Source organism: Pseudomonas ovata (assembly GCF_003131185.1).
Taxonomy (GTDB): Bacteria; Pseudomonadota; Gammaproteobacteria; order Pseudomonadales; family Pseudomonadaceae; genus Aquipseudomonas; species Aquipseudomonas ovata.
Genome location: NZ_QFFU01000003.1, coordinates 258,539 through 280,769 on the forward strand (window position 1 = coordinate 258,539; position 22,231 = coordinate 280,769).

18 protein-coding genes are annotated in these 22,231 nt (G+C 63.4%); 5 read left to right on the forward strand and 13 right to left on the reverse strand.

Annotated features, from left to right (window positions below):
* Positions 1–49 precede the first annotated feature (49 nt).
* The 6 genes from cmk to mtnA all read right to left on the reverse strand — a co-directional run bounded on the left by cmk (position 50) and on the right by mtnA (position 9,405).
* Positions 50–739 (reverse strand): (d)CMP kinase, encoded by a 690-nt coding sequence (gene cmk / locus DGA31_RS06575; RefSeq protein WP_056838275.1) that lies wholly within the window; start codon positions 737–739, stop codon positions 50–52.
* Positions 736–2,943 (reverse strand): bifunctional prephenate dehydrogenase/3-phosphoshikimate 1-carboxyvinyltransferase, encoded by a 2,208-nt coding sequence (locus DGA31_RS06580; RefSeq protein ID WP_241509536.1) that lies wholly within the window; start codon positions 2,941–2,943, stop codon positions 736–738. Before DGA31_RS06580 ends, cmk begins: the two co-directional genes overlap by 4 nt.
* Positions 2,944–2,971: 28 nt before the next feature.
* Positions 2,972–4,066, reverse strand: coding sequence for a prephenate dehydratase (gene pheA / locus DGA31_RS06585; protein ID WP_056838273.1), 1,095 nt, complete (start codon positions 4,064–4,066; stop codon positions 2,972–2,974).
* Positions 4,066–5,151 (reverse strand): 3-phosphoserine/phosphohydroxythreonine transaminase, encoded by a 1,086-nt coding sequence (serC, locus tag DGA31_RS06590; RefSeq protein ID WP_056838271.1) that lies wholly within the window; start codon positions 5,149–5,151, stop codon positions 4,066–4,068. Before serC ends, pheA begins: the two co-directional genes overlap by 1 nt.
* Positions 5,152–5,348: 197 nt before the next feature.
* A complete protein-coding gene (gyrA, locus tag DGA31_RS06595; RefSeq protein WP_056838270.1) occupies positions 5,349–8,015 on the reverse strand; it encodes a DNA gyrase subunit A in 2,667 nt (888 codons plus the stop codon).
* A 313-nt stretch (positions 8,016–8,328) separates the two neighbouring features.
* Positions 8,329–9,405 (reverse strand): S-methyl-5-thioribose-1-phosphate isomerase, encoded by a 1,077-nt coding sequence (gene mtnA, locus DGA31_RS06600; protein WP_109511995.1) that lies wholly within the window; start codon positions 9,403–9,405, stop codon positions 8,329–8,331.
* A 218-nt stretch (positions 9,406–9,623) separates the two neighbouring features.
* Here mtnA and DGA31_RS06605 point away from each other — a divergent pair, with 218 nt between their 5' ends.
* From DGA31_RS06605 to DGA31_RS06625, 5 genes are all read left to right on the forward strand, one after another.
* Positions 9,624–10,955, forward strand: coding sequence for a TRZ/ATZ family hydrolase (locus tag DGA31_RS06605; protein WP_109511996.1), 1,332 nt, complete (start codon positions 9,624–9,626; stop codon positions 10,953–10,955).
* A gap of 84 nt (positions 10,956–11,039) precedes the next feature.
* On the forward strand, positions 11,040–11,738 hold the full coding sequence (gene ubiG, locus DGA31_RS06610; RefSeq protein WP_056838263.1) for a bifunctional 2-polyprenyl-6-hydroxyphenol methylase/3-demethylubiquinol 3-O-methyltransferase UbiG: 699 nt from the start codon (positions 11,040–11,042) through the stop codon (positions 11,736–11,738).
* A 2-nt stretch (positions 11,739–11,740) separates the two neighbouring features.
* Positions 11,741–12,412, forward strand: a complete 672-nt coding sequence (gene mupP / locus DGA31_RS06615) for an N-acetylmuramic acid 6-phosphate phosphatase MupP (RefSeq protein WP_056838261.1) — start codon at positions 11,741–11,743, stop codon at positions 12,410–12,412.
* Between the two features lie 37 nt (positions 12,413–12,449).
* Positions 12,450–13,190: a YciK family oxidoreductase gene (locus DGA31_RS06620; RefSeq protein ID WP_109511997.1), complete on the forward strand. Its 741-nt coding sequence runs from the start codon at positions 12,450–12,452 to the stop codon at positions 13,188–13,190.
* A gap of 211 nt (positions 13,191–13,401) precedes the next feature.
* The gene (locus tag DGA31_RS06625) at positions 13,402–14,337 is read left to right on the forward strand and encodes a GGDEF domain-containing protein (protein ID WP_109511998.1); all 936 of its coding nucleotides are present in this window, start codon (positions 13,402–13,404) and stop codon (positions 14,335–14,337) included.
* 9 nt (positions 14,338–14,346) lie between these two features.
* Here the strand turns inward: DGA31_RS06625 and DGA31_RS06630 are convergent, their stop codons facing one another.
* The 7 genes from DGA31_RS06630 to DGA31_RS06660 all read right to left on the reverse strand — a co-directional run bounded on the left by DGA31_RS06630 (position 14,347) and on the right by DGA31_RS06660 (position 22,181).
* On the reverse strand, positions 14,347–15,138 hold the full coding sequence (locus tag DGA31_RS06630) for an iron-containing redox enzyme family protein (protein WP_109511999.1): 792 nt from the start codon (positions 15,136–15,138) through the stop codon (positions 14,347–14,349).
* Positions 15,135–17,606 (reverse strand): EAL domain-containing protein, encoded by a 2,472-nt coding sequence (locus tag DGA31_RS06635; protein WP_109512000.1) that lies wholly within the window; start codon positions 17,604–17,606, stop codon positions 15,135–15,137. Before DGA31_RS06635 ends, DGA31_RS06630 begins: the two co-directional genes overlap by 4 nt.
* Positions 17,607–17,716: 110 nt before the next feature.
* Positions 17,717–19,507 (reverse strand): ABC transporter ATP-binding protein, encoded by a 1,791-nt coding sequence (locus tag DGA31_RS06640; protein ID WP_161959163.1) that lies wholly within the window; start codon positions 19,505–19,507, stop codon positions 17,717–17,719.
* 31 nt (positions 19,508–19,538) lie between these two features.
* Positions 19,539–20,171 carry a DsbA family protein gene (locus tag DGA31_RS06645; RefSeq protein ID WP_056838249.1) on the reverse strand — a complete coding sequence of 211 codons (633 nt, stop codon included), beginning with the start codon at positions 20,169–20,171 and terminating at the stop codon, positions 19,539–19,541.
* A gap of 3 nt (positions 20,172–20,174) precedes the next feature.
* Complete coding sequence (trhO, locus tag DGA31_RS06650) at positions 20,175–21,113, reverse strand: oxygen-dependent tRNA uridine(34) hydroxylase TrhO (RefSeq protein WP_161959164.1); 939 nt, start codon at positions 21,111–21,113, stop codon at positions 20,175–20,177.
* Positions 21,114–21,350: 237 nt separating this feature from the next.
* Positions 21,351–21,647 (reverse strand): BolA family protein, encoded by a 297-nt coding sequence (locus DGA31_RS06655; protein WP_109512003.1) that lies wholly within the window; start codon positions 21,645–21,647, stop codon positions 21,351–21,353.
* A gap of 9 nt (positions 21,648–21,656) precedes the next feature.
* Positions 21,657–22,181 carry a DUF2059 domain-containing protein gene (locus tag DGA31_RS06660; protein WP_109512004.1) on the reverse strand — a complete coding sequence of 175 codons (525 nt, stop codon included), beginning with the start codon at positions 22,179–22,181 and terminating at the stop codon, positions 21,657–21,659.
* Positions 22,182–22,231: the final 50 nt, after the last annotated feature.

The following is a 22,231-nucleotide window of genomic DNA, read 5'->3' on the forward strand; positions in this document are numbered from 1 at the left end:
ATATAGAAGATACCTGCGGGCCGTTGTCTGGTCTCCCGAGGCTTCTTGGTCACCCGGCGAGGTCGCGGAGTGCGACTTCACTCATGATGCGTTGCAGCACCTGCTCAATGGACAATTCCGTGGAATCCAGCTGTATGGCGTCGTGCGCCGGCTTGAGCGGTGCGACCGCTCGCTGGGTGTCACGCTCGTCGCGGACACGTATCTCATCTAGCAGACTCGTAAGACTAACATCATCACCCTTTGCCTTCAACTGCAGGTAGCGACGACGCGCACGTTCCTCGGCACTGGCGGTCAGGAAAATCTTCAGGGGCGCATCCGGAAACACGACGGTGCCCATGTCCCGACCGTCAGCCACCAGACCCGGCGCTTCCTGAAAGGCGCGCTGGCGCTGCAGCAAGGCATCGCGCACCGCCGGCAGCGAAGCCACCTGCGAGGCACCGCTGCCGATCTGCTCGTTGCGAATCGCCTGGGTCACCTCATCACCCTCGAGGATGATGCGCTGGCTCTGCCCATTGGCGCCGGCCACGAACTGTACATCCAGGTGTGCGGCCAGCAGCTTGAGGGCTTCTTCGTTGGTCAGGTCGACCCCATGGTTGCTGGCGGCAAACGCCAGCAGGCGATACAGCGCGCCGGAATCGAGCAGGCACCAGCCAAGCTTGCCGGCCAGCAGACCGGCAATGGTGCCCTTCCCCGAACCGCTGGGTCCATCGATGGTGATAACGGGAGCTTTGATCTTCACGGTTGTTCCTCTTGCGCGACAGACATGCCGACTTGAGCGCACAGCGCCAGGAAATTAGGAAAGGATGTCGCGACATTTGCACAGTCACGGATCCGGATCGGTGCCGCCGCCCGCAAGGCGGCGACACTGAAGGCCATGGCCACGCGATGGTCGCCACAGGCATCGATGTCGCCCCCGACCGGCGCGCCACCGTCAATGATGATGCCATCCGCCGTCGGCCGGGCACTGATTCCCAGCACCTGCAAGCCGTCAGCCATGAGCTCGATACGGTCAGAGTCCCGGCCACGAAGCACCTGGGCACCGCGCAGCACCGTACGCCCCCGGGCGCAGGCGGCCGCGATGAACAGCACCGGGAACTCGTCGACGGCCAGCGGCACCAGCGCCTCGGGAATCTCTATACCGACCAGCGGCGCCGAACGCACCCGCACATCGGCCACCGGCTCGCCGCCCACCTGCCTCATGTTTTCCAGGCTGATATCAGCCCCCATCAGGCGCAGGATATCAATGACCCCGGTCCGGGTCGGATTGACCCCGATATGTTCGAGCAGCAGCTCGCAACCGTCGGCAATCGTGGCAGCCACCATGAAGAACGCCGCCGAGGAGATGTCGCCGGGCACCTCGATACGGGCAGCCTGCAGGCGATGACCTGGCTCCAGGGTGACATGGCCCTCACTGCGTTCCAGCGGATAGCCGAACCCCTGCAGCAGGCGCTCGGTGTGATCACGCGTGGCCGCCGGCTCGACCACCGTGGTGCTGCCCTCGGCATACAAGCCGGCCAGCAAGAGGCAGGATTTGACCTGAGCGCTGGCCAGCGGCGACTCGCACACCTGCCCTGTCAGCGCGTGCCCGCCACGGATCACCAGCGGCGCACACCCTTCCGGGGCGGTTTCGATGACCGCGCCCATGGCCCGCAACGGCTCGATCACCCGGCTCATCGAGCGCCGGGACAGGGTGGCATTGCCGGTCAGGGTGCTGTCGAAGCTCTGCGCCGCCAACAGGCCCGACAGCAAGCGCATCGAGGTGCCGGAGTTGCCCAGGTAGATCGGCCCGGGCGCCGATTTCAGGCCCTGCAGGCCCACGCCATGAATGATCACGCGGCCATGGTGCGGCCCCTCGATGACCACGCCCATGTCGCGGAACGCCTGCAGCGTCGCCAGGCCATCTTCGCCTTCGACAAAACCTTCGACTTCGGTCGTGCCTTCGGCCAGCGAGCCGAAAATGATCGCCCGGTGGGAAATCGACTTATCGCCCGGCACCCGCAGGCAGCCATTGACCTGCCCGCCCGGGCTGGCGACAAAGACCTGATCGACCTGCGCCTGGGGCTCGACGTAGGCCCGCCGGGCAAGGATCTTGCCAAAGTGCTCACGCGCCATGCGTGCCCGGGTGAAGACGCCGAGCAGTTGATGTCCGTCGCCAGCCTCGACCGCCTCGCGCAGCTCGTCCAGGTCGCTGCGATACAGGTCCAGCGTGCGCAACACCGCCTCGCGGTTGGCCAGGAAGATGTCATGCCACATCACCGGATCGCTGCCGGCAATGCGGGTAAAGTCACGGAAACCACCGGCCGCATAGCGGAAGATTTCCAGGTTCTCGTTGCGTTTGGCCAGCGAGTCCACCAGGTTGAACGCCAGCAGGTGCGGCAGATGACTGGTTGCGGCCAACACTTCGTCATGGCGCTCGACGCGCATGTGTTCGACATCGGCGCCCAGCGCGGCCCACAGCCTGTGCACCACACTGACCGCATCAGGATCGGTGTCGGGCAACGGCGTGAGAATCACCTTGTGGCGACGGAACAGGTCGGCATTGGACGCCTCCACCCCACTCTGCTCCGAGCCGGCAATCGGATGGCCTGGGACGAAGCGCGCCGGCATGGCACCGAATGCCCGTTGCGCGGTACGCACCACATTGCCCTTGGCGCTGCCGACATCGGTGAGGATGGCATTGCCCAGGTCAAGCGGCGCCAGCCGGGCCAGGACTTTTTCCATGGCCAGGATCGGCACCGCCAGCTGGATCACGTCCGCCCCCCGGCAGGCGTCGGCCAGGTCCGCTTCACAGCGGTCGACCACGCCCAGCTCGACGGCCAGACCGCGCGACTGCGGGTCCAGGTCGACGCCAACCACTTCGCGGCACAGGCCGCTCTGGCGAATGCCCTTGGCAAAGGAGCCACCGATCAGGCCGAGTCCGACTACCACCAGGCGACCGATCACAGGCCCGCTTGCTTGCACGGCCATCGCCCTACAACACCGCTTTGGGGTACGAACCCAGTATTTTCAGGGCCACGGCTTCCTGGCGAATGCTCTCGAGCACCGCCTTGACCAGCGGGTCCTGGTGATGCCCGACGAAGTCGATGAAGAACACGTAGGTCCATTTGCCGCTGCGTGAAGGACGGGTCTCGATGCGGGTCAGGTCCAGGCCATTTTCATGGAACGGCACCAACAGCTCATGCAAGGCGCCGGGCTTGTTGCTCATCGACACGATGATCGAGGTCTTGTCGTCACCGGTCGGCGGCACTTCCTGGCTGCCGATGATCAGAAAGCGCGTGGAGTTGTCCGGGCGATCCTCGATCTTCTCGGCCAGGCGCGTCAGGCCATAGAGACCGGCCGCCATGTCGCCGGCGATGGCCGCCGAGTTCCATTCGCTCTTGACCCGCTTGGCCGCCTCGGCATTGCTGGCCACGGCCACGCGCTCGACGTTCGGGTAATGGGCGTCAAGCCACTTGCGGCATTGCGCCAGCGACTGGGCATGGGAGTAGATACGGGTGATGCTTTCGGTCTTGGTGCTCTCGCCCACCAGCAGGTGGTGGTGAATGCGCAGCTCGACTTCGCCGCAGATCACCATGTCGTGCTCGAGGAAACTGTCGAGGGTATGGTTGACCGCACCTTCGGTGGAGTTCTCCACTGGCACGACACCAAAATTGACCGCACCGGCCACCACCTCACGGAACACTTCATCGATGGCCGCCATCGGCCGGCTGATTACCGCATGGCCGAAATGCTTCATGGCCGCCGCCTGGGTAAAGGTCCCCTCAGGCCCCAGGTAAGCCACCTTGAGCGGCTGCTCAAGGGCCAGGCAAGAAGACATGATCTCGCGGAACAGCCGGGCCATTTCTTCATTGCTGAGCGGGCCGCGGTTACGCTCCATGACCCGCTTGAGCACCTGGGCTTCACGCTCCGGGCGATAGAACACAGGCACTTCGTTCTCGGCCAGGGACGACATCTTGACCCGCGCCACTTCCTGGGCACAGCGCGCACGCTCGCCGATCAGGTCCTGGATCTTTTCGTCGAGTGCATCGATGCGCACCCGCAGTGCCTTGAGTTCCTGCTCTGACATCAACCGTGCTCCCGCTCGAAGTCTTTCATGTAGGTGACCAGCGCATTGACCGCATCCAGGCCCACGGCGTTGTAGATCGAGGCGCGCATGCCACCGACCGAACGGTGCCCCTTGAGGTTGAGCAGGCCGTTGGCATCGGCGCCGGCCAGGAACGGCTTGTCCAGGCGATCATCGGCCAGGCGGAACGGCACGTTCATCCACGAGCGATCGGCCTTGTTGATCGGGTTGTTGTACAGCGCACTGGCATCGATGTAGTCGTAAAGCAGGCGCTGCTTGGCCTCGTTGACACGGGCCATGGCTTCAACGCCACCCTGCTCCTTGAGCCACTCGAACACCAGGCCCGACAAGTACCAGGCCAGGGTCGGCGGGGTGTTGTACATCGAGCCGTTATCGGCCGCGACCTTGTAGTTGAGCATGGTCGGGCACAGGGCGCGGGCGCGGCCCAGCAGGTCTTCACGGATGATGACCACCACCACGCCGCTGGGGCCGATGTTCTTCTGGGCGCCGGCGTAGATCATGCCGAAACGGGAAATATCGACAGGGCGCGACAGGATGTCCGAGGACATGTCGGCGATCAACGGTACGTCGCCGGTCTCGGGAATCCAGTTGAATTCCAGGCCGCCGATGGTCTCGTTGGGCGCGTAATGGACGTAGGCCGCGTTTTTCGACAGGGTCCATTCGTCCTGGCCCGGAATGGCGAAGTAGTCATAGGGCCTGGCGGTGGCGGCCACGTTGACCTTGCCATAGCGCGACGCTTCTTCGATGGCCTTCTGCGACCAGATCCCGGTGTCGACGTAGTCGGCCTCGCCGTTCTCCGGCAGCAGGTTCAGGGCAATCTGGGCGAACTGCTGACTGGCACCGCCCTGCAGGAACAGGACCTTGTAGTTGGCAGGGATATGCAGCAGGTCGCGAAAATCCTGCTCGGCCTTGTTGGCAATCGACACGAACTCATCGCTGCGATGGCTCATCTCCATGACCGACAGGCCCTTGCCATGCCAGTCCAGCAGCTCGGCCTGGGCACGCAACAGCACAGCTTCAGGGAGCGCAGCAGGACCTGCGCAGAAGTTAAAGACTCGCTTGCTCATATCCACTCTCGTCAAATGCGTTGGGTCTGTTCGCGCAACGTTACACAGCCGGCAGGACGCTCGAAGGCCCTGGCCTGCCTGCGCAGGAAATCCGCATCGGCCGTCCGCGATCTGCAGAACGGCCGAAACGCAGCGAGGGCAGGTACGAAGGTGCGCATGCACAAACGAACCGGCCCCCGACTGATTTACTTCATGACTCAGCCCTGAGGCTCTTCATCGCCTGCGGTGTCGGCCGACAGCTCATCGCCCGCCTCGTCACCGGCTTCATCGGCGTCAAGATCCGCCTCCAGCGCCTCGTCGTCCAGTACGGATACTTCGTCGTCTTCGCTTTCCGAAGGCTCCTGCACCCGCTCCAGGCCCACCAGTTTCTCGTCGCTGGCCAGCTTGATCAGGGTCACGCCCTGGGTGTTACGACCCAGGCTGGACACTTCACCGACACGGGTACGCACCAGGGTGCCCTGGTCGGAGATCAGCATGATCTCTTCGCCGTCGAGCACCTGGATCGCGCCGACCAGACGGCCGTTGCGATCGTTGCTGACCATGGCGATCACGCCCTGGCCGCCACGCTTGTACTCGGGGAACTCGTCAATCGCCGTACGCTTGCCATAGCCGCGCTCGGAGGCGGTGAGAATCTGGCTGCCCTCCTCCGGGATCAGCATGGAAATCAGCTTCTGGCCTTCGGCCAGGCGCATGCCGCGCACACCACGGGCGGTACGGCCCATCGCTCGCACATCGGACTCCTTGAAGCGAGTGACCTTGCCACCGTCGGAGAACAGCATGACCTCACGCTCGCCATCGGTGATCGCTGCACGGATCAGCACATCGCCTTCGTCCAGCTCCAGGGCGATCAGGCCCACGCTGCGCTGACGACTGAACTGCTCCAGCGGGGTTTTCTTCACGGTGCCATTGGCGGTGGCCATGAAGATGTAGTGGCCTTCGGTGTACTCCTCGACCGGCAGCATCGTGGTGATGTACTCACCCTCATCCAGCGGCAGCAGGTTGACCAGCGGACGACCGCGCGCAGCACGCGAGGCTTCCGGAATCTCGTAGGTCTTGAGCCAGTACACCTTGCCCTTGCTGGAGAACATCAGCAGCGTGGTGTGGCTGTTGGCGACCAGCAGGTGCGAAATGTAGTCTTCGTCCTTGATACCGGTGGCCGACTTGCCCTTGCCGCCACGGCGCTGGGCCTGGTAGGCGGTCAGCGGCTGGGTCTTGGCGTAGCCGCCGTGGGAAATGGTCACCACGCGGTCTTCCTCGGTGATCAGGTCACCCAGGGTCAGGTCCAGGCGCGCATCGAGGATCTCGGTGCGGCGTACATCGCCGTATTCGCTGCGGATCAGCTCCAGCTCTTCGCGAATGACTTCCATCAGTCGCTCGGCGCTGTTGAGGATGCGGATCAGCTCGCCGATCTGCTTGAGAATCTCCTGGTACTCGCCCAGCAGCTTCTCGTGCTCCAGCCCGGTCAGGCGGTGCAGGCGCAGTTCGAGAATGGCCTGGGCCTGTTCGGGCGAAAGGAAATACTTGCCGTCGCGCAGGCCATATTGTGGATCAAGGTTTTCCGGGCGGCACGAGTCGGCCCCGGCGCGCTCGACCATCTCGACCACGGCGCTCGATTCCCACGCGGTGCTGATCAGCGCTTCCTTGGCCTCGGCCGGCGACGGCGAGGCCTTGATCAGGGCGATGACCGGGTCGATGTTCGACAGCGCCACGGCCTGGCCTTCAAGGATGTGCCCGCGCTCGCGCGCCTTGCGCAGTTCGAACACGGTGCGGCGGGTCACGACTTCGCGGCGGTGACGCACGAAGGCTTCCAGCAGGTCCTTGAGATTGAGAATGCGCGGACGGCCGTCGATCAGGGCAACAATGTTGATGCCGAACACGCTTTGCAGCTGGGTCTGGGCATAAAGATTGTTGAGGATGACCTCGGGCACTTCGCCACGGCGCAGCTCGATGACCACGCGCATGCCGTCCTTGTCGGACTCGTCACGCAGCTCGGTGATGCCTTCGAGCTTCTTCTCCTTGACCAGCTCGGCGATCTTCTCGATCAGGCGCGCCTTGTTGAGCTGGTACGGCAGTTCGGTAATGACGATCTGCTGGCGACCACCGACCTTGTCGATGTCTTCGATCGTGGAGCGGGCCCGCATGTAGATGCGCCCGCGACCGGTGCGGTAGGCCTCGATGATGCCGGCGCGACCGTTGATCACACCTGCCGTCGGGAAGTCGGGGCCGGGGATGTACTGCATCAGGTCGTCGACCGACAGTTCGGGATTGTCGATCAGCGCCAGGCAGCCGTCGATGACTTCGCCCAGGTTGTGCGGCGGAATGTTGGTCGCCATGCCCACGGCAATACCACTGGAACCGTTGACCAGCAGATTGGGAATCCGGGTCGGCATGACCGCCGGGATCAGCTCGGTGCCGTCGTAGTTGGGCACCCAGTCCACGGTTTCCTTGTGCAGGTCGGCCAGCAGCTCGTGCGCCAGCTTGGTCATGCGCACTTCGGTGTAACGCATGGCTGCTGCGTTGTCACCGTCGACCGAACCGAAGTTGCCCTGGCCGTCGACCAGCAGGTAGCGCAGCGAGAACGGCTGCGCCATGCGCACGATGGTGTCGTAGACAGCGGTGTCGCCGTGCGGGTGGTACTTACCGATCACATCGCCGACCACACGGGCGGACTTCTTGTACGGCTTGTTCCAGTCGTTGCCCAGCTCGCTCATGGCATACAGCACACGCCGATGCACGGGCTTCAGGCCATCGCGCGCGTCCGGCAGCGCTCGACCGACGATCACGCTCATGGCGTAGTCGAGGTAGGACTGTTTCAGCTCGTCTTCGATATTGACCGGGAGAATTTCTTTGGCCAGTTCACCCATGAGAAGCCTGATTCCTTTTTCTGGTGAAAGCCCGCCATTCCCTGCGAAACGGCAAAGGCTCGTCGCCGCAGGCCAATGGCCATGCAGCGACTTACGACAAATCAACGAGTTACGCCATGGATCTGCGCAGTAGGAGGGACGGCGATTAGCGTCCCCGGAAACCGCCGGATGTTACCACAATCGCCGCTACGCTCCTATCCTTTGCTCAGGCCGCAAATGAGCCATCCAGGCCTGAATCGCCCGAGAAGCGCTCACAGCCCCGCACAGACGCCCCCGCAGGACAAACACGATCCCCTGTCGCAACCGCCGGCACTCAATGCAGGTGCTTGCGGCTCATCAACTGGGCCAGCTTGGCGGTGTCAGGACGCTCGACAATGCCTTTTTCTGTGACGATGGCGTCGATCAGGTCCGCCGGCGTCACGTCGAACACCGGATTGACCACCTCGACCGTCGTCGTCAGCCGTTGCCCGCCCAGCTCCAGCAACTCGCGCCCCTGGCGCTCCTCGAGCAGGATGTCATCACCGCTGGGCATGCTCATGTCGATGCTCGAACTGGGCGCCACCACCATGAAGCGCACGCCGTGGTGCATGGCCGCCACGGCCAGTTGGTAGGTGCCGATCTTGCTGGCCACATCGCCGTTGGCGGTAATGCGGTCGGCGCCGACGATCACCCAGGTGATGCCCTTGGTACGCATCAGGTGCGCCGCAGCCCCATCGACATTGAGGCTGACCGGCACACCGTCGCTGGCCAGTTCCCAGGCGGTCAGTCGTGAACCTTGCAGCCAGGGGCGGGTTTCATCGACATACACCCGTTCGATCATGCCCTCCAGATAAGCGGCGCGGATCACGCCCAGCGCGGTGCCGACGCCGCCCGTGGCCAGGGCGCCGGCGTTGCCATGGGTCAACACGGTCTGCAGATTGCCCTGATGCTTGCGAATCAGCTCGGTGCCCAGTTGCGCCATGGTCAGGTTGGCCTCACGGTCGCTCAGGTGAATGGCCGCCGCCTCCGCCTCGAGTACCGCCAGCGGATCCTCGGTTTCCTTGAGGCGCTGCAGCCGCTCACGCAGGCGATTGAGTGCCCAGCTCGCATTCACCGCTGTAGGCCGTGCCCTGGCCAGCAGGGCAAAATCCGCCTCCAGCGCCGCTCGCCAGTCATCTCCGGCCGCCAGGCGGGTACGAGCCGCCAGCACCAGGCCATAGGCGGCGCTGATGCCGATGGCCTGGGCGCCGCGCACCACCATCGTGCGAATCGCCTCGGCCACGCCGGCCGCGCTGTCATAGGGCAACCAGGTTTCTGTAAACGGTAATGCCCGCTGGTCCAGCAAATAAAGAGCGTCATCCCGCCAATCGATGGCCTGTACTTTCTCCGCAGCCAATAACCGATCGCGCATTGCCAACTCCGTTATCACAGTCAAAACCCGAATAAAAAAGCGGTCGATTATAGCGAGCCCACCCTGAGGGTGCTCGGGTATACTTCGCCATCACCCTTGGTACAGACCTTTATAGACGCAGCACGTGCGATACCTGAGCCTCGCTTGCAAGCCTTTGGCCAGCCTCGCGGCCATGCAGGCCCTTCACACGCGCTGAACAAACCCCCGGAAGCCCTGTCATGTCAACACCTCCTGCGCCCTTCGATCTGCTGCTCCTGCCCGCCTGGCTGGTGCCGGTCGAACCTGCGGGTGTGGTGCTGCAGGGTCATGGCATTGGCATCCGCGACGGGCTGATCGCCTGGATCGGGCCACGTGACGAGGGCTTGCGTCACCCCTGTGCACAGGTCATCGAGTTGCCCGGCATGCTGCTGGCCCCCGGCCTGATCAACGCCCACGGGCATGCAGCCATGACCCTGTTCCGCGGCTTGGCCGACGACCTGCCGCTGATGACCTGGCTGCAGGAGCACATCTGGCCCGCCGAAGGCCGATGGGTCGACGAGGCTTTCGTGCGCGACGGCACCGACCTGGCCATCGCCGAGCAGCTCAAGGGTGGCATCACCTGTTTTTCAGACATGTACTTCTACCCCAAGGTGGCTGCCGAGCGCGTCCATGACAGCGGCATGCGTGCACAAATCTGCGTACCGGTGCTCGATTTTCCGGTTCCGGGAGCGCGAAACATCGACGAAGCCCTGCACGTCGGCATCGAGCTGTTCAGCGACCTGGCGCACCATTCGCGCATCAAGGTCGCGTTCGGCCCGCATGCGCCCTACACCGTGAGTGACGAAAACCTGGAGCGCGTGCGGGTGATCGCCGACGAGCTCGATGCCATGATCCAGATGCATGTGCACGAAACCGCCTTCGAAGTCGAGCAATCCCTCGAGCAGCATCAGGAACGCCCGCTGGCGCGCCTGCAGCGGCTCGGCCTGCTGGGTCCGCGCCTGCAAACGGTGCACATGACCCAGATCAGCGAGGACGACCTGGCGCTGCTGGTCGAAAGCAACACCAGCGTGGTCCATTGCCCCGAATCGAACCTGAAACTGGCCAGCGGCTTCTGCCCGGTGGAACGTCTCTGGCAGGCCGGCGTCAATGTGGCTATCGGCACCGATGGCGCGGCCAGCAACAATGACCTGGACCTGCTCGGCGAAACCCGTACCGCCGCCTTGCTGGCCAAGGCCGTGGCCGGCTCCGCCACTGCGCTCGACGCCCACCGGGCCTTGCGCATGGCCACGCTCAACGGCGCCCGGGCCCTGGGCATCCAGGCAGAAACCGGCTCGCTGGAGCCTGGCAAGGCAGCCGACATGGTCGCTTTCGACCTCAGCGGGCTGAACCAGCAACCGGTCTATGACCCGGTCTCGCAATTGATCTACACCTGCAGCCGCGACTGTGTGCGCCATGTGTGGGTCGCCGGCAAGCCCTTGCTCGAAGACGGCCGCCTGACCCGCATGGACGAACAGGTCCTGCGCGACACCGCCATGGCCTGGGGACGGCGCATTGCCGGCCAGGACCAATAACATGCAGCACCGGCCCATCATCAGTGCCAGGCCTTGCGCCGGCCGCCGGACCACACCGAATCCAGAGTTGAAGAGGGACATCCCATGAGCAACGTCGACCGCGCAGAAATCGCCAAATTCGAGGCCCTTGCCCATCGCTGGTGGGACCGCGAAAGCGAGTTCAAGCCCCTGCACGACATCAACCCGCTGCGCGTCAACTGGATTGACGAGCGTGTCAGCCTGGCCGGCAAGAAAGTGCTCGACGTCGGCTGCGGCGGTGGCATTCTCAGCGAGGCCATGGCCTTGCGCGGCGCCACCGTGACCGGTATCGACATGGGCGAGGCACCGCTGGCCGTAGCCCGCCTGCACCAGCTCGAGTCTGGCGTGGAAGTCGAGTACCGGCAGATCACCGCCGAAGACATGGCCCTGGAAATGCCCGAGCAGTTTGACGTAGTGACCTGCCTGGAGATGCTTGAGCACGTGCCCGACCCGTCTTCGGTGATCGCCGCGTGCTACCGCATGGTCAAGCCGGGCGGCCAGGTGTTCTTCTCGACCATCAACCGCAACCCCAAGGCCTACCTGTTCGCCATCGTCGGCGCCGAGTACGTGCTCAACCTGCTGCCACGCGGCACCCATGACTTCAAGAAATTCATCCGCCCTTCCGAACTGGGCGCCTGGAGCCGGGCCACGGGCCTGCAGGTCAAGGACATCATCGGCCTGACCTACAACCCGCTGACCAAGCACTACAAGCTGGCCAACGATGTCGACGTCAATTACATGATCCAGACCGTACGGGAGGCTTGAGCATGCGCCTGCGAGCAATCCTGTTCGACATGGACGGCACCTTGCTGGACACCGCGCCCGACTTCATTGCCATCTGCCAGGCCATGCTGGCCGAACGCGGTTTTCCGGCGGTCGATGACAAACTGATTCGCGACGAGATTTCCGGCGGTGCCAAGGCCATGGTCGCCGCGACCTTCGCCCTGTCGCCCAATGCACCGGAGTTCGAGGCCTTGCGCCTGGAGTTCCTGGAGCGCTACCAGGCCGATTGTGCCGTGCACACCCGGCTGTTCGACGGCATGGACACCTTGCTCGCCGACATCGAAAAAGCCGGCCTGATCTGGGGCGTGGTGACCAACAAGCCGGTGCGTTTCGCCGAACCGATCATGGCCCGCCTGGGGCTGGCCGAGCGCTCGGCGCTGCTGATCTGCCCGGACCATGTCACCTACAGCAAGCCGCACCCGGAGCCTTTGATCCTGGCCTGCACGCAACTGGACCTGGACCCTGCCAGCGTGCTGTTCGTCGGTGACGACCTGCGTGACATCGAGTCGGGCCGTGATGCCGGCACCCGCACCGCTGCGGTACGCTACGGCTACATTCATCCCAACGACAACCCCGACCATTGGGGTGCCGACGTGGTGGTCGACCACCCGCTGGAGCTGCGCAAGGTACTCGACAACGCCCTGTGCAGTTGCTGATACCGCACCTGATGCGTCATTGACAAGGAGGTTGACGATGTTCGACTACACCGCATCCCCCGACCTGCTCAAGGGCCGGGTCATTCTGGTCACCGGTGCCGGGCGCGGCATCGGGGCCGCTGCCGCCAGCACCTTTGCCGCGCATGGCGCCACTGTCCTGTTGCTGGGCAGGACCGAAGCCCACCTGAACCAGGTCCACGACCGGATCGTCGCGGCCGGCCACGTGCCCCCCGTGGTGATCCCTCTTGACCTGGAAACGGCAGGACCGCAGCAGTACGATGCACTGGCGCGAATGATCGAAAATGCATTCGGGGTCCTCGACGGTCTGCTGCACAACGCCTCGATCATCGGTCCGCGCATGCCGCTGGAGCACTTGCCGGGCGAGCACTTCATGCGTGTGATGCACATCAACGTCAATGCCGTGCACATGCTGACCCACGCCCTGTTGCCGCTGCTCAAGCAATCGGTCGATGCCTCGGTGGTCTTTACCTCCAGCAGTGTCGGGCGCAAGGGCCGTGCCCACTGGGGTGCCTACGGGGTCTCGAAATTCGCCACCGAAGGGCTGATGCAGACCCTGGCCGACGAGCTTGACGGTGTGACCCTGGTACGCGCCAACAGCGTCAACCCGGGCGCCACCCGCACCGACATGCGCGCCCAGGCGTACCCGGCGGAAGACCCGATGCGCAATCCGACGCCCGAGCAGATCACGCCGGTCTACCTGTACCTGATGGGCCCCGACAGCGCAGCCATCAATGGCCAGGCCCTCAACGCCCAGTGATATAAAGAAAGCTCAGCGGTGACGGCCAGTCGTCACCTGCTGACGCCTCAACCGATCAAACTTCTTGAAACGCCAAACAACTGCCGCCGTATTGCTCTGAACCCTGCCCGCAAGCCGTTGATTTTCAAGAATTCAGGGATGAATGAACCGAATGGCACGCGTTTCGCTCTAACCCAACCAGCCAGCAAGGAATGTGCGCAGGAGTGAAGACATGAGTTCTCCCACCCGGATCGGGCCAGTGGATATCGACACCCGTGTCGTGCAGCCCCTGCATGCGCAGAATCGCGCACAGGACCGTTCGCCCGTCACTCGCCCGGCCATGGATTTGCCGCACCTGAGCCTGCTCCTGGCCCAGCAACTGCAGACCAGCCTGGAAGCCGACCGCATCCTGAGCCTGTTTTTCCAGAACCTGCAGCCTTACCTGAACCTTGATGGCCTGCTCTACAGCCATGCGGCCAGCGACCTGCAGTTGCATTTGGGCGAACAGACTCTGGAGGTGGCCAGCTACAGCCTCAGCCATGAGCACGAATCGCTCGGCGAACTGATCCTGCACCGCCGCCAGCCGCTGGACGAGGTGCGGCACACCGAGCTCGAAAGCCTGCTGAGCCACCTGCTGTACCCGCTGCGCAATGCCCTGCTCTATCGCATGGCCATCCAGAACGCCATGCGCGACCCGTTGACCGAAACCGGCAACCGCATCGCCATGGAACAGACCCTGTCGCGCGAAGCCGAAGCGTCGTGCCGTCATCGCCAGCCGTTGTCGCTGTTGATGCTGGACATCGATCACTTCAAGCACATCAACGACACCTATGGCCATTACCACGGCGACCAGGTACTCAAGCGTGTCGCCCAGACCCTGAAAAGCCAGGTGCGCAATGTCGACCGGGTGTTCCGCTATGGCGGCGAGGAATTCGTGATCATCCTTGCCAACACGGACCGCGACACCGCAGCCCTGGTGGGCGAACGCTTGCGCCAGGCCGTAAATGACCTGGACTTCAGCAGCCTGGGCAGCCTCAGGCCGAGCATCAGCCTGGGGTGCTCTACCCTGCTGCCGGCCGAGTCCACCGACAGCCTGCTGCGCCGCGCCGACAGCGCCCTGTACGTGGCCAAGCGCGAGGGGCGCAACCGGATGATGATGGCTGGCTGAACGGCCTGGTCATGCCGACTGCGCGGCCCGCTCACGTACCGGACGACTGCGCTCCTGCCGTTCGGGTTGCAGGCAGCGCTCCAGAAACAGGTACATGTAGTCATAGCTGCGCGTGATCGCCTGGCGCAGTTCATGCTGCCGGACTTCACTGGCCTGGGGGCCGACCAGTGTGCAGATGATCTCCAGCGCCTCCCACGGGTGGGCATCGTCATACTGGGCGTGCATCTTCAGCCACTTCATGGCCCGCTTGCGTGAGGCCTCGGGGAAACCCTCGGCATAGATGCCCGTGGAACACACCAGCGCCGACCACTCCCCGGTGGCGCCTTCGATGGCATAGTTGGTCGCCGCCATGGCCACCGCCAGGCTGTCGTTGGCGCAACTCTGCGCGCACCAGTGGCCCAGGGCATGCAGTTCGGGTGGCACACGCTGGGCCTTGAGATCGTCCAGGCTCACATCGTGGGCCTGGCACCAGTTGACCCAGTAATCGGCATGATTGAGCTCGACACGAATGTTGCGCATCAGCCAGCGCCGCGCCATATCCTCGCCGGGGTGGCGGGCAAAGCGGGTCTTGGTCAGGTTCTGCGCCATGTACACCGCAAACTGCTCGACCACCGGCCACCCGCCGATCAGGTACTGACGCATGATCGCAGGGCTCAGCCGACCGTCGCGCATTCGCTGATAGAGTTCGTGCTCCACCACACGTGCCTTGGCCTCGCTGCAGTCGCTGATCAGTTGCTGCGCCCAGAGGGGATAACTGCTGGCTTCCATGAGCGGACCGGTTCTGACGAAAGTATCGATCACTGTGTAACTCCTGTTGAAAAATCCTTGCGTGGGTATTGGCGCCCGCCAAGCCGTACCGGCTCCCTGTAAAGGCTGTCACGGGTCAACAATTCTGGGCGACCGATCAGGTAGCCCTGGGCAAAATCCACACCCATCTCGCGCAGAGCCTTTTCGATCAATGGCGTTTCGACGTATTCGGCAATGGTGCGCTTGCCCATGACATGGCCGATGTGATTGATCACCTCGACCATCGAGCGGTTGACCGTGTTGTCGAGCATGTCCTTGACGAAACTGCCGTCGATCTTGAGAAAGTCCACCGGCAGGTGCTTGAGGTAGGCAAACGAGGACATACCCGCACAAAAATCGTCCAGTGAAAACAGGCACCCGAGCGCCTTGAGTTCATTGATAAAAGCGATGGCCCGCCCCAGGTCGGCAATGGCGGTGGTTTCGGTGATCTCGAAGCAGATCATGCCTGGCGCCACGCCATGGCTGTGGAACTGCTGCTTGAGGTACTCCAGAAAAGCGCTGTCACCGATGCTGGACCCCGACAGGTTGATCGAGCACAGCGCCGGCGATGCCCCACCCGCCTCATGCTCACGGCTCTGGGCGAGCAGCCGGAACACCGTGCGCACCACCCAGCGGTCCAGGGTCGTCATCAACCCGAAGCGTTCGGCCGCCGGAATGAACCGGTCCGGCACGACAATGGCGCCGGACTCATCGCGCAGGCGCAGGAGAATTTCAATATGGCGCGGGCCATGATCCTTGCCTTCAGGGTCCAGCGCGGCAATTTCCTGGGCGTACAAGCAGAAACGATCCTCCTCCAGCGCCATGTGCAGGCGCTGGATCCAGGCCATTTCGCCGGAGCGCAATGACAGCTCCAGATCGTCCGGGTGATAGACCTGAACCCGGTTGCGGCCTTTTTCCTTGGCCATGTAACAGGCCAGGTCAGCGCTGCGCAGGGCATCTTCCAGGCTCTGGCAAGCACTGTCGATCAGCACCATGCCAATGCTGGCCGTGGTCATGAACGTACGTCCTTTCAAGACGAAGTGCAGGTTTTCGACGATACGCCGCAAGCCTTCGGCGATTTCCAGCGCACTCTGTGGCGAGCATTGGTACAGCAAGATACCGAACTCATCGCCCCCCAGCCGCGCCAGGGTGTCGCCTTCACGCAGGCTCTGCGGCAGTACGGTGCACAAGTGGCGCAACAGTTGATCACCGGCCGCATGGCCGTGGCCATCGTTGATCAGCTTGAACTGGTCCAGGTCGAGCAACAACAGCGCATGGCACGATCCCTCATGGCCTAGCAGTTGCTCAAGGCGGTATTCGAACTCGCTGCGATTGACCAGTCCGGTCAGCGCGTCGTGGGCGGCCTGCCAGGACAGATTGGCCACGTACTGGCGCTCCTGGGTCAGGTCGTGCAACACCAGCACCATGCCACTGACCTGACCGTCGGTGTGGATCGGCGACCCCACCAGCGCCACGGGTACGGTGCTGCCGTCCAGGCGCTGGATCAGCCGGCAATGCACACTGCCGCGCTTGAACTGGCCGCGCCGGATATGCTCGATCAGCGTCGAGCTGTCGTGACGTTCGCTCTCGTCCAGCAGATGAAACAGGGCCGCCAGAGGCATGCCGGCGGCCTGCGCGCCTTGCCAGTGCGTGAGCTGCTCGGCGGCCGGATTCATATAGACAATGGCGCCATGCACATCAGTACTGATCACGCCATCGCCGATGGAAGCAAGCGTCACCTGCGCCCGGTCCTTTTCCACGCGCAAGGCATCGGCAACGGCACGACGCAAGGCCAGCAGCTTGTGGGTTCGCCACAGCGCCAGCACGATCAGGCCCGCCGCCGTGATCAGGTTGATGCCCACCAGCAGCGCCAGCATTTGCCGGGAGCTTGCGCCCAGCGCATTGCTGAATGCCACGGCTGCCGGCGTGATCCTGGCGTTGAGCGTATCGATATGCGCGCGCCACGCTGCCACCTCGGCAGGCGTCGGCTCGCCCTGGGCGATACGCACACGCACGCTTTGCGCCAGGGTGTCGAGCTCGCTCAGGTAGGCATCGCCCAGCGCCCACCAGCCAAGGGCCTCCTTCATGGGCGGGGCATCGCGAAAATAGCGGTACAGCCAGATGATCCCGGCGACATCCTGTGCATGGTTGCCGCCTTGCAGAATGCCGCTGCGCGCTGCGGCCGTGTCAGGCTCGGGCCGGTCCAGCGCCTCGCGCATCAACCGGTCACCTTCGGGAATGAGCATGGCCTGACGATACCGCAACCAGTCGCGCTCATGGCGGCTGAGCACATACAGGTCCAGCGCATGAATGGCGTCTTTCTGGCCCTTGGACCACAGGCTTTCGCCACCGACGTAGCTGCGCACGGCCGACATCAGGTACAGGCTGAAGCAGCCCAGCAGCGCCTGGAACAGCGCCACGGCAATGAAAGGCCAGACAATGCCCAGAAAACGGGGCCTGGCAAAGGGTGGCGAGGACTTCATGGGGTGCGTTCACCGACTGCCGACTGATGATCCAGCCCTCAGACTAGGTCAGATCCATCGAGCCGGCAGGCCGATTCGGTCATTGACCCTGCATAAAGATGAAACAGGTCTCAGACTTGCTGCAGATGACCATAGAGCCGGGCATACAGACCACCCTCGGCCATCAATTGCTGGTGATCGCCATCCTCGGCAATGCGCCCGTCATCGAACACCAGCACCCGGTCAGCCTGCTTCACCGCCGACAGACGGTGCGCAATGATCAAGGTGGTGCGCCCTTGCAGGAATCGTCCAAGGGCCTGGTGCAGGTTGTATTCGGTGGCCGCGTCCAGCGCCGAGGTGGCCTCGTCGAGAATCACCACCTTCGGTTCGGCCAGCACCATGCGTGCAATCGCCAGGCGTTGACGCTGACCACCGGACAACCGTACGCCGGAACGCCCCAGAATGGTATCCAGTCCCAGCGGCATGCTGCGCACGGTGTCCTGCAATTGCGCAATGCCCAGGGCCTGCCAGCACGCCTCATCGCTGCAAGGACGGCCCATGGTCAGGTTGGCGCGCACGCTGTCGTTGAACAGCGCCGGATGCTGCAGCACCACTGCCACCTGCTCGCGTACCCGCGCAAGACCGATGTCCTGCACGGTCGCGCCGCCGAAGCGGATGCTGCCACTGTCGGGCGTGTACAGGCCCAGCAGCAATTGCACCAGCGTGCTCTTGCCGCCCCCGCTGGCACCGACAATGGCCACTTTCTCGCCCGGCGCAATGGACAGGCTCAACTGGTCAAGCACCCGCTCGGCGCCATACCCGAAGCTCAGGCCGCGCACCTCGATGCCCACGGTCCGAGCGTCTTTGAAAGGGTCGGCGCCGCCCGGGTAATGCGGCTCGTCAGCCCGCGCCAACAGCTCGTTGATCCGGCTCAATGCACCCCCGGCAGCATAAAAGGCGTATTGCAGGTTCAACAATTGTTCGACCGGACTGATCATGAACCACAGGTAGCTGAACACTGCCAGCATCTGGCCGATGGACAGGTCCGAGAACAGCACCGTAAGCATCGCGGCCGCACGAAAGATGTCGATGCCAAACTGAAACAGCAGCGCACTGGCACGACTTGACGCATCGCTTTTCCACTGCGAATTGACGGCATAATCGCGCACTTCACGGGCACGCAACCCCAGGCGCCCCAGAAAGAAGTCCTGCCGGTTGCTGGCGCGCACCTCCTGGATCGCGTCCAGGGTCTCGCTCAGGCTCTCGGTGAACCGCGCGGTGCTGTCGTTTTCCTGCTTCTTGAGGTGCTTGACCCGCTTGCCCAGGCGCACCGTGGCCATGATCACCAGTGGATTGAACAACAAAATCAGCAGCGCCAGCTTCCAGTGCATCCACACCAGAATGGCCGAAGTTCCCGCCAGGCTCAGCATGGCCACCAGAAAACGGCTCAGGGTTTCGCCGACGAACTTGTCCAGCGTGTCCAGGTCGGTGACCAGATGCGTGGTCACCGTGCCACTGCCCAGGCTTTCATATTCACGCAAGGCAATGCGCTTGAGGCGCTCGATCAGCCGCAGGCGGATGCGGTAGACGATGTCCTTGGACAAGCGGGCAAACAGACGGGCCTGCAAAACGTTGAAGAGCAAGGCGCCCAGGCGCAGCAACAAGGTCAGCAGCAGCATCAGGCCGATGTAGCCGACCGCCTTCTGCAAGCCTTCGGGCAGCAGCCGGTCCATGTAGCGCAGGGCCGTATTACCGTGACCGAGCAACACCTCATCGACCAGCAGCGGCAACAGCAACGGAATCGGCACACTGCACAATGTGGCCATGACGGCCACCCCGTTGGCCGTCCACAAGGCTTTTTTATGCTGCAGGGCCAAGCGGCGGATTTCAGCCCAGCTCAGTCGATCACCGGGACCCGTCAGCGGCCTGGGCCTGGCCGTGTCACCGGGGCTGTCAGGCACTGGCGGCACGCTCCAGCCAGCGCGCCAGCAAGGGGGCCAGGGTATCCAGAGGTTGATAACCATTGGTCAGCAGGGCCAGTTGCCCGTTGCGCTCGGCCAGCAGGGTCGGAAAGCCGGCAATGCCCAGGCCCTGGGCCCAGCTGAAATCGGCCTGGGTCGCGACCAGGCTGGCGGTGCTGTCAAACGCCTCGGCGAACCCCTGGCGTGGCAGACCGGCCTGCCCGGCCAGTTCGACCAGTATTGCCGGCTGGGTCACGTCACGCCCCTGGGCGTAGAACGCCTGCTGGATCAGGCCGACCAGTTGCCAGGCCGCCACCGGATCAAGCTGCCTGGCTGCAACCACCGCGCGACAGGCAGGCGTGGTGTCGTAGACAAACCCTTCGGGCAAGGCACCTTCGAACGCAAACGGCTGGCCGGTGGTTTGCGCCACCGATTGCCAGTGGTCGAGGATATAGCGGCGCGTCGAAGCCTCCAGCGGCGCATCGTTGGCACGCAACCCCCCCATGACCAGATGCAGGGCTACACCGCCCTCCCGGGCCTGGTGCACCAACGCTTCGGCGACCGGAGCAAAGCCCCAGCACCAGGAACACATCGGGTCCATGACATACACCAGGCGAGCGGACATGGCTCAGGCCTCCGGTTGCTGACGGTAGTTGAAGCCAATGGGGTGCGGCTGATTGCGCGCCTTGGCCAGTTCGATCTGTTTCTGCCGGTCGATGGCGCTGCGCCGGGTCTTTTCGCTCAGCGTGTTCCAGCAATGGGGGCAACTGATGCCCGGGGTGTAGTGCTCGCTGGCGCGGTCTTCGACGCTGACCGGGGTGCGACAGGCATGGCACTGATCGTAGTCGCCTTCGGTCAGGTCGTGGCGCACGGTCACGCGATTATCGAACACGAAACAGTCGCCATTCCATTTGGTCTGCTCCTGTGGGACTTCCTCAAGGTATTTGAGAATGCCGCCCTTGAGGTGGTAGACCTCCTCGAAACCCTCGCCCAGCATGTAGCTTGAGGCCTTCTCGCAGCGAATGCCGCCGGTGCAGAACATGGCGACTTTCTTGTGCACGGCAGGGTCGAAGTGGGCCTTGATGTAGTCGGGAAATTCGCGAAACGACGTGGTCTTGGGGTCGATGGCGCCCTCGAAGGTGCCGATCGAGACTTCATAGTCGTTGCGGGTGTCGATCAGCAGCACTTCGGGGTCGCTGATCAGCGCATTCCAGTCCTTGGGCTCGACATAGGTGCCGACTGCCTTGTTCGGGTCGACGCCCGGCACGCCCAGGGTCACGATCTCTTTCTTGAGCTTGACCTTGGTGCGGTAGAACGGCTGTTCGTCGCACATCGACTCCTTGTGGTCGATATCGACCAGCCGTGCATCGCTGCGCAGCCAGGCCAGCAGGCCATCGATGCCTTCACGGGTACCGGACACCGTACCGTTGATGCCTTCCTCGGCCAGCAGCAGCGTGCCTTTGACATCATTGTCGACCATCGCCTTGAGCAGCGGCTCGCGCAGCTCGACGTAATCTTCAAGGGTGACGAACTTGTACAGGGCAGCCACGACGATTGGCTGGGGCATCGACGGTTGAGTCATGAATATCTCCAGGTGGCGACCCTCGCAAAGGGCCTACCGGATGAAAAAGAGCTTAACGGGGAAAACCGAAAGGAAAACAGGCAGCCTGGACGGCGCGGCGCGGATTCTAGCAAAAACAGACACGCGGCCGACAGCGGCATTCGATTGATCCGGATCAATGACCCGGATCAATCGAATGCCTGTGGCCTGTGCCAGGGCAGCCAGCAAAGGCCGCCCTGTGGGTCAGGCGTGACCGCCACCGCAGGTCGGCGACGACGGCGCGGCGCCGGTTTTCGCCCATTCCTCGGGCGTGTAGGTGTGCAGCGCCAGGGCATGGAATTGCCCCATCAGCTCGCCCAGCGCACCGTAGACCTTCTGGTGGCGCTTGACCGCATTGAGCCCCTGGAACTGCTCGCTGACCAGCACCGCCTTGTAGTGCGTTTCCAGGCCGCGGCTGTGCATGTGGCTCTCATCCAGCACCTGCAGGTGCCGGGGTTGCAGGACGGCCAGAGTGGCCTCGATACGCTGTTGCATGTTCATGGAAATGTCTCAGGGTGTCTTGGTGGCCGGCGTCTGGGCCTTGCCAGGTTCAAGCTCGGCGCTCATGTCGGTCAGCAGCTTGTTGACCACCGGCACAGCGCTTTGCGACTTGGTCTGTACCAGCATCACTGACTGCTGGGCCAGTTCGGGCATCTTGCTCAGCACTTTCTTGCCCAGTGGCGACTGGTAGAAGCTGACCAGTTCCTTGAGTTCGGCCTCGGTGAAGTTGTTGGTGTAGATGCGCACCATGTCCGGCTTGAGCTTGTTCCAGCCGATCGCCTGGTCGAGGGCGGTATTGGCCTTGGCCTGGTAGGTTTCCAGCAGCGCCTTCTTCGAGGCCGGAGCCTTGGCTTCGGCAAAACGCTGGGCAAACAGTTGCTGGGCCTGGGCGTACATCGGCGTAGCCAGTTTGTCGGCATTGGTCAGGTTGAGAAGCGTTTCGGCGCTGGCATTATGGCTGGCGGTATCGGCAAACACCTGACCGCTGGCACAGGCCAGGACCAGCACGGCGAATGTGGCACGAAAACGGGTCATCGATTTTCCTTTTTCAGCAGACGAGGCATGACCTCAAGGCCGGTCATTCT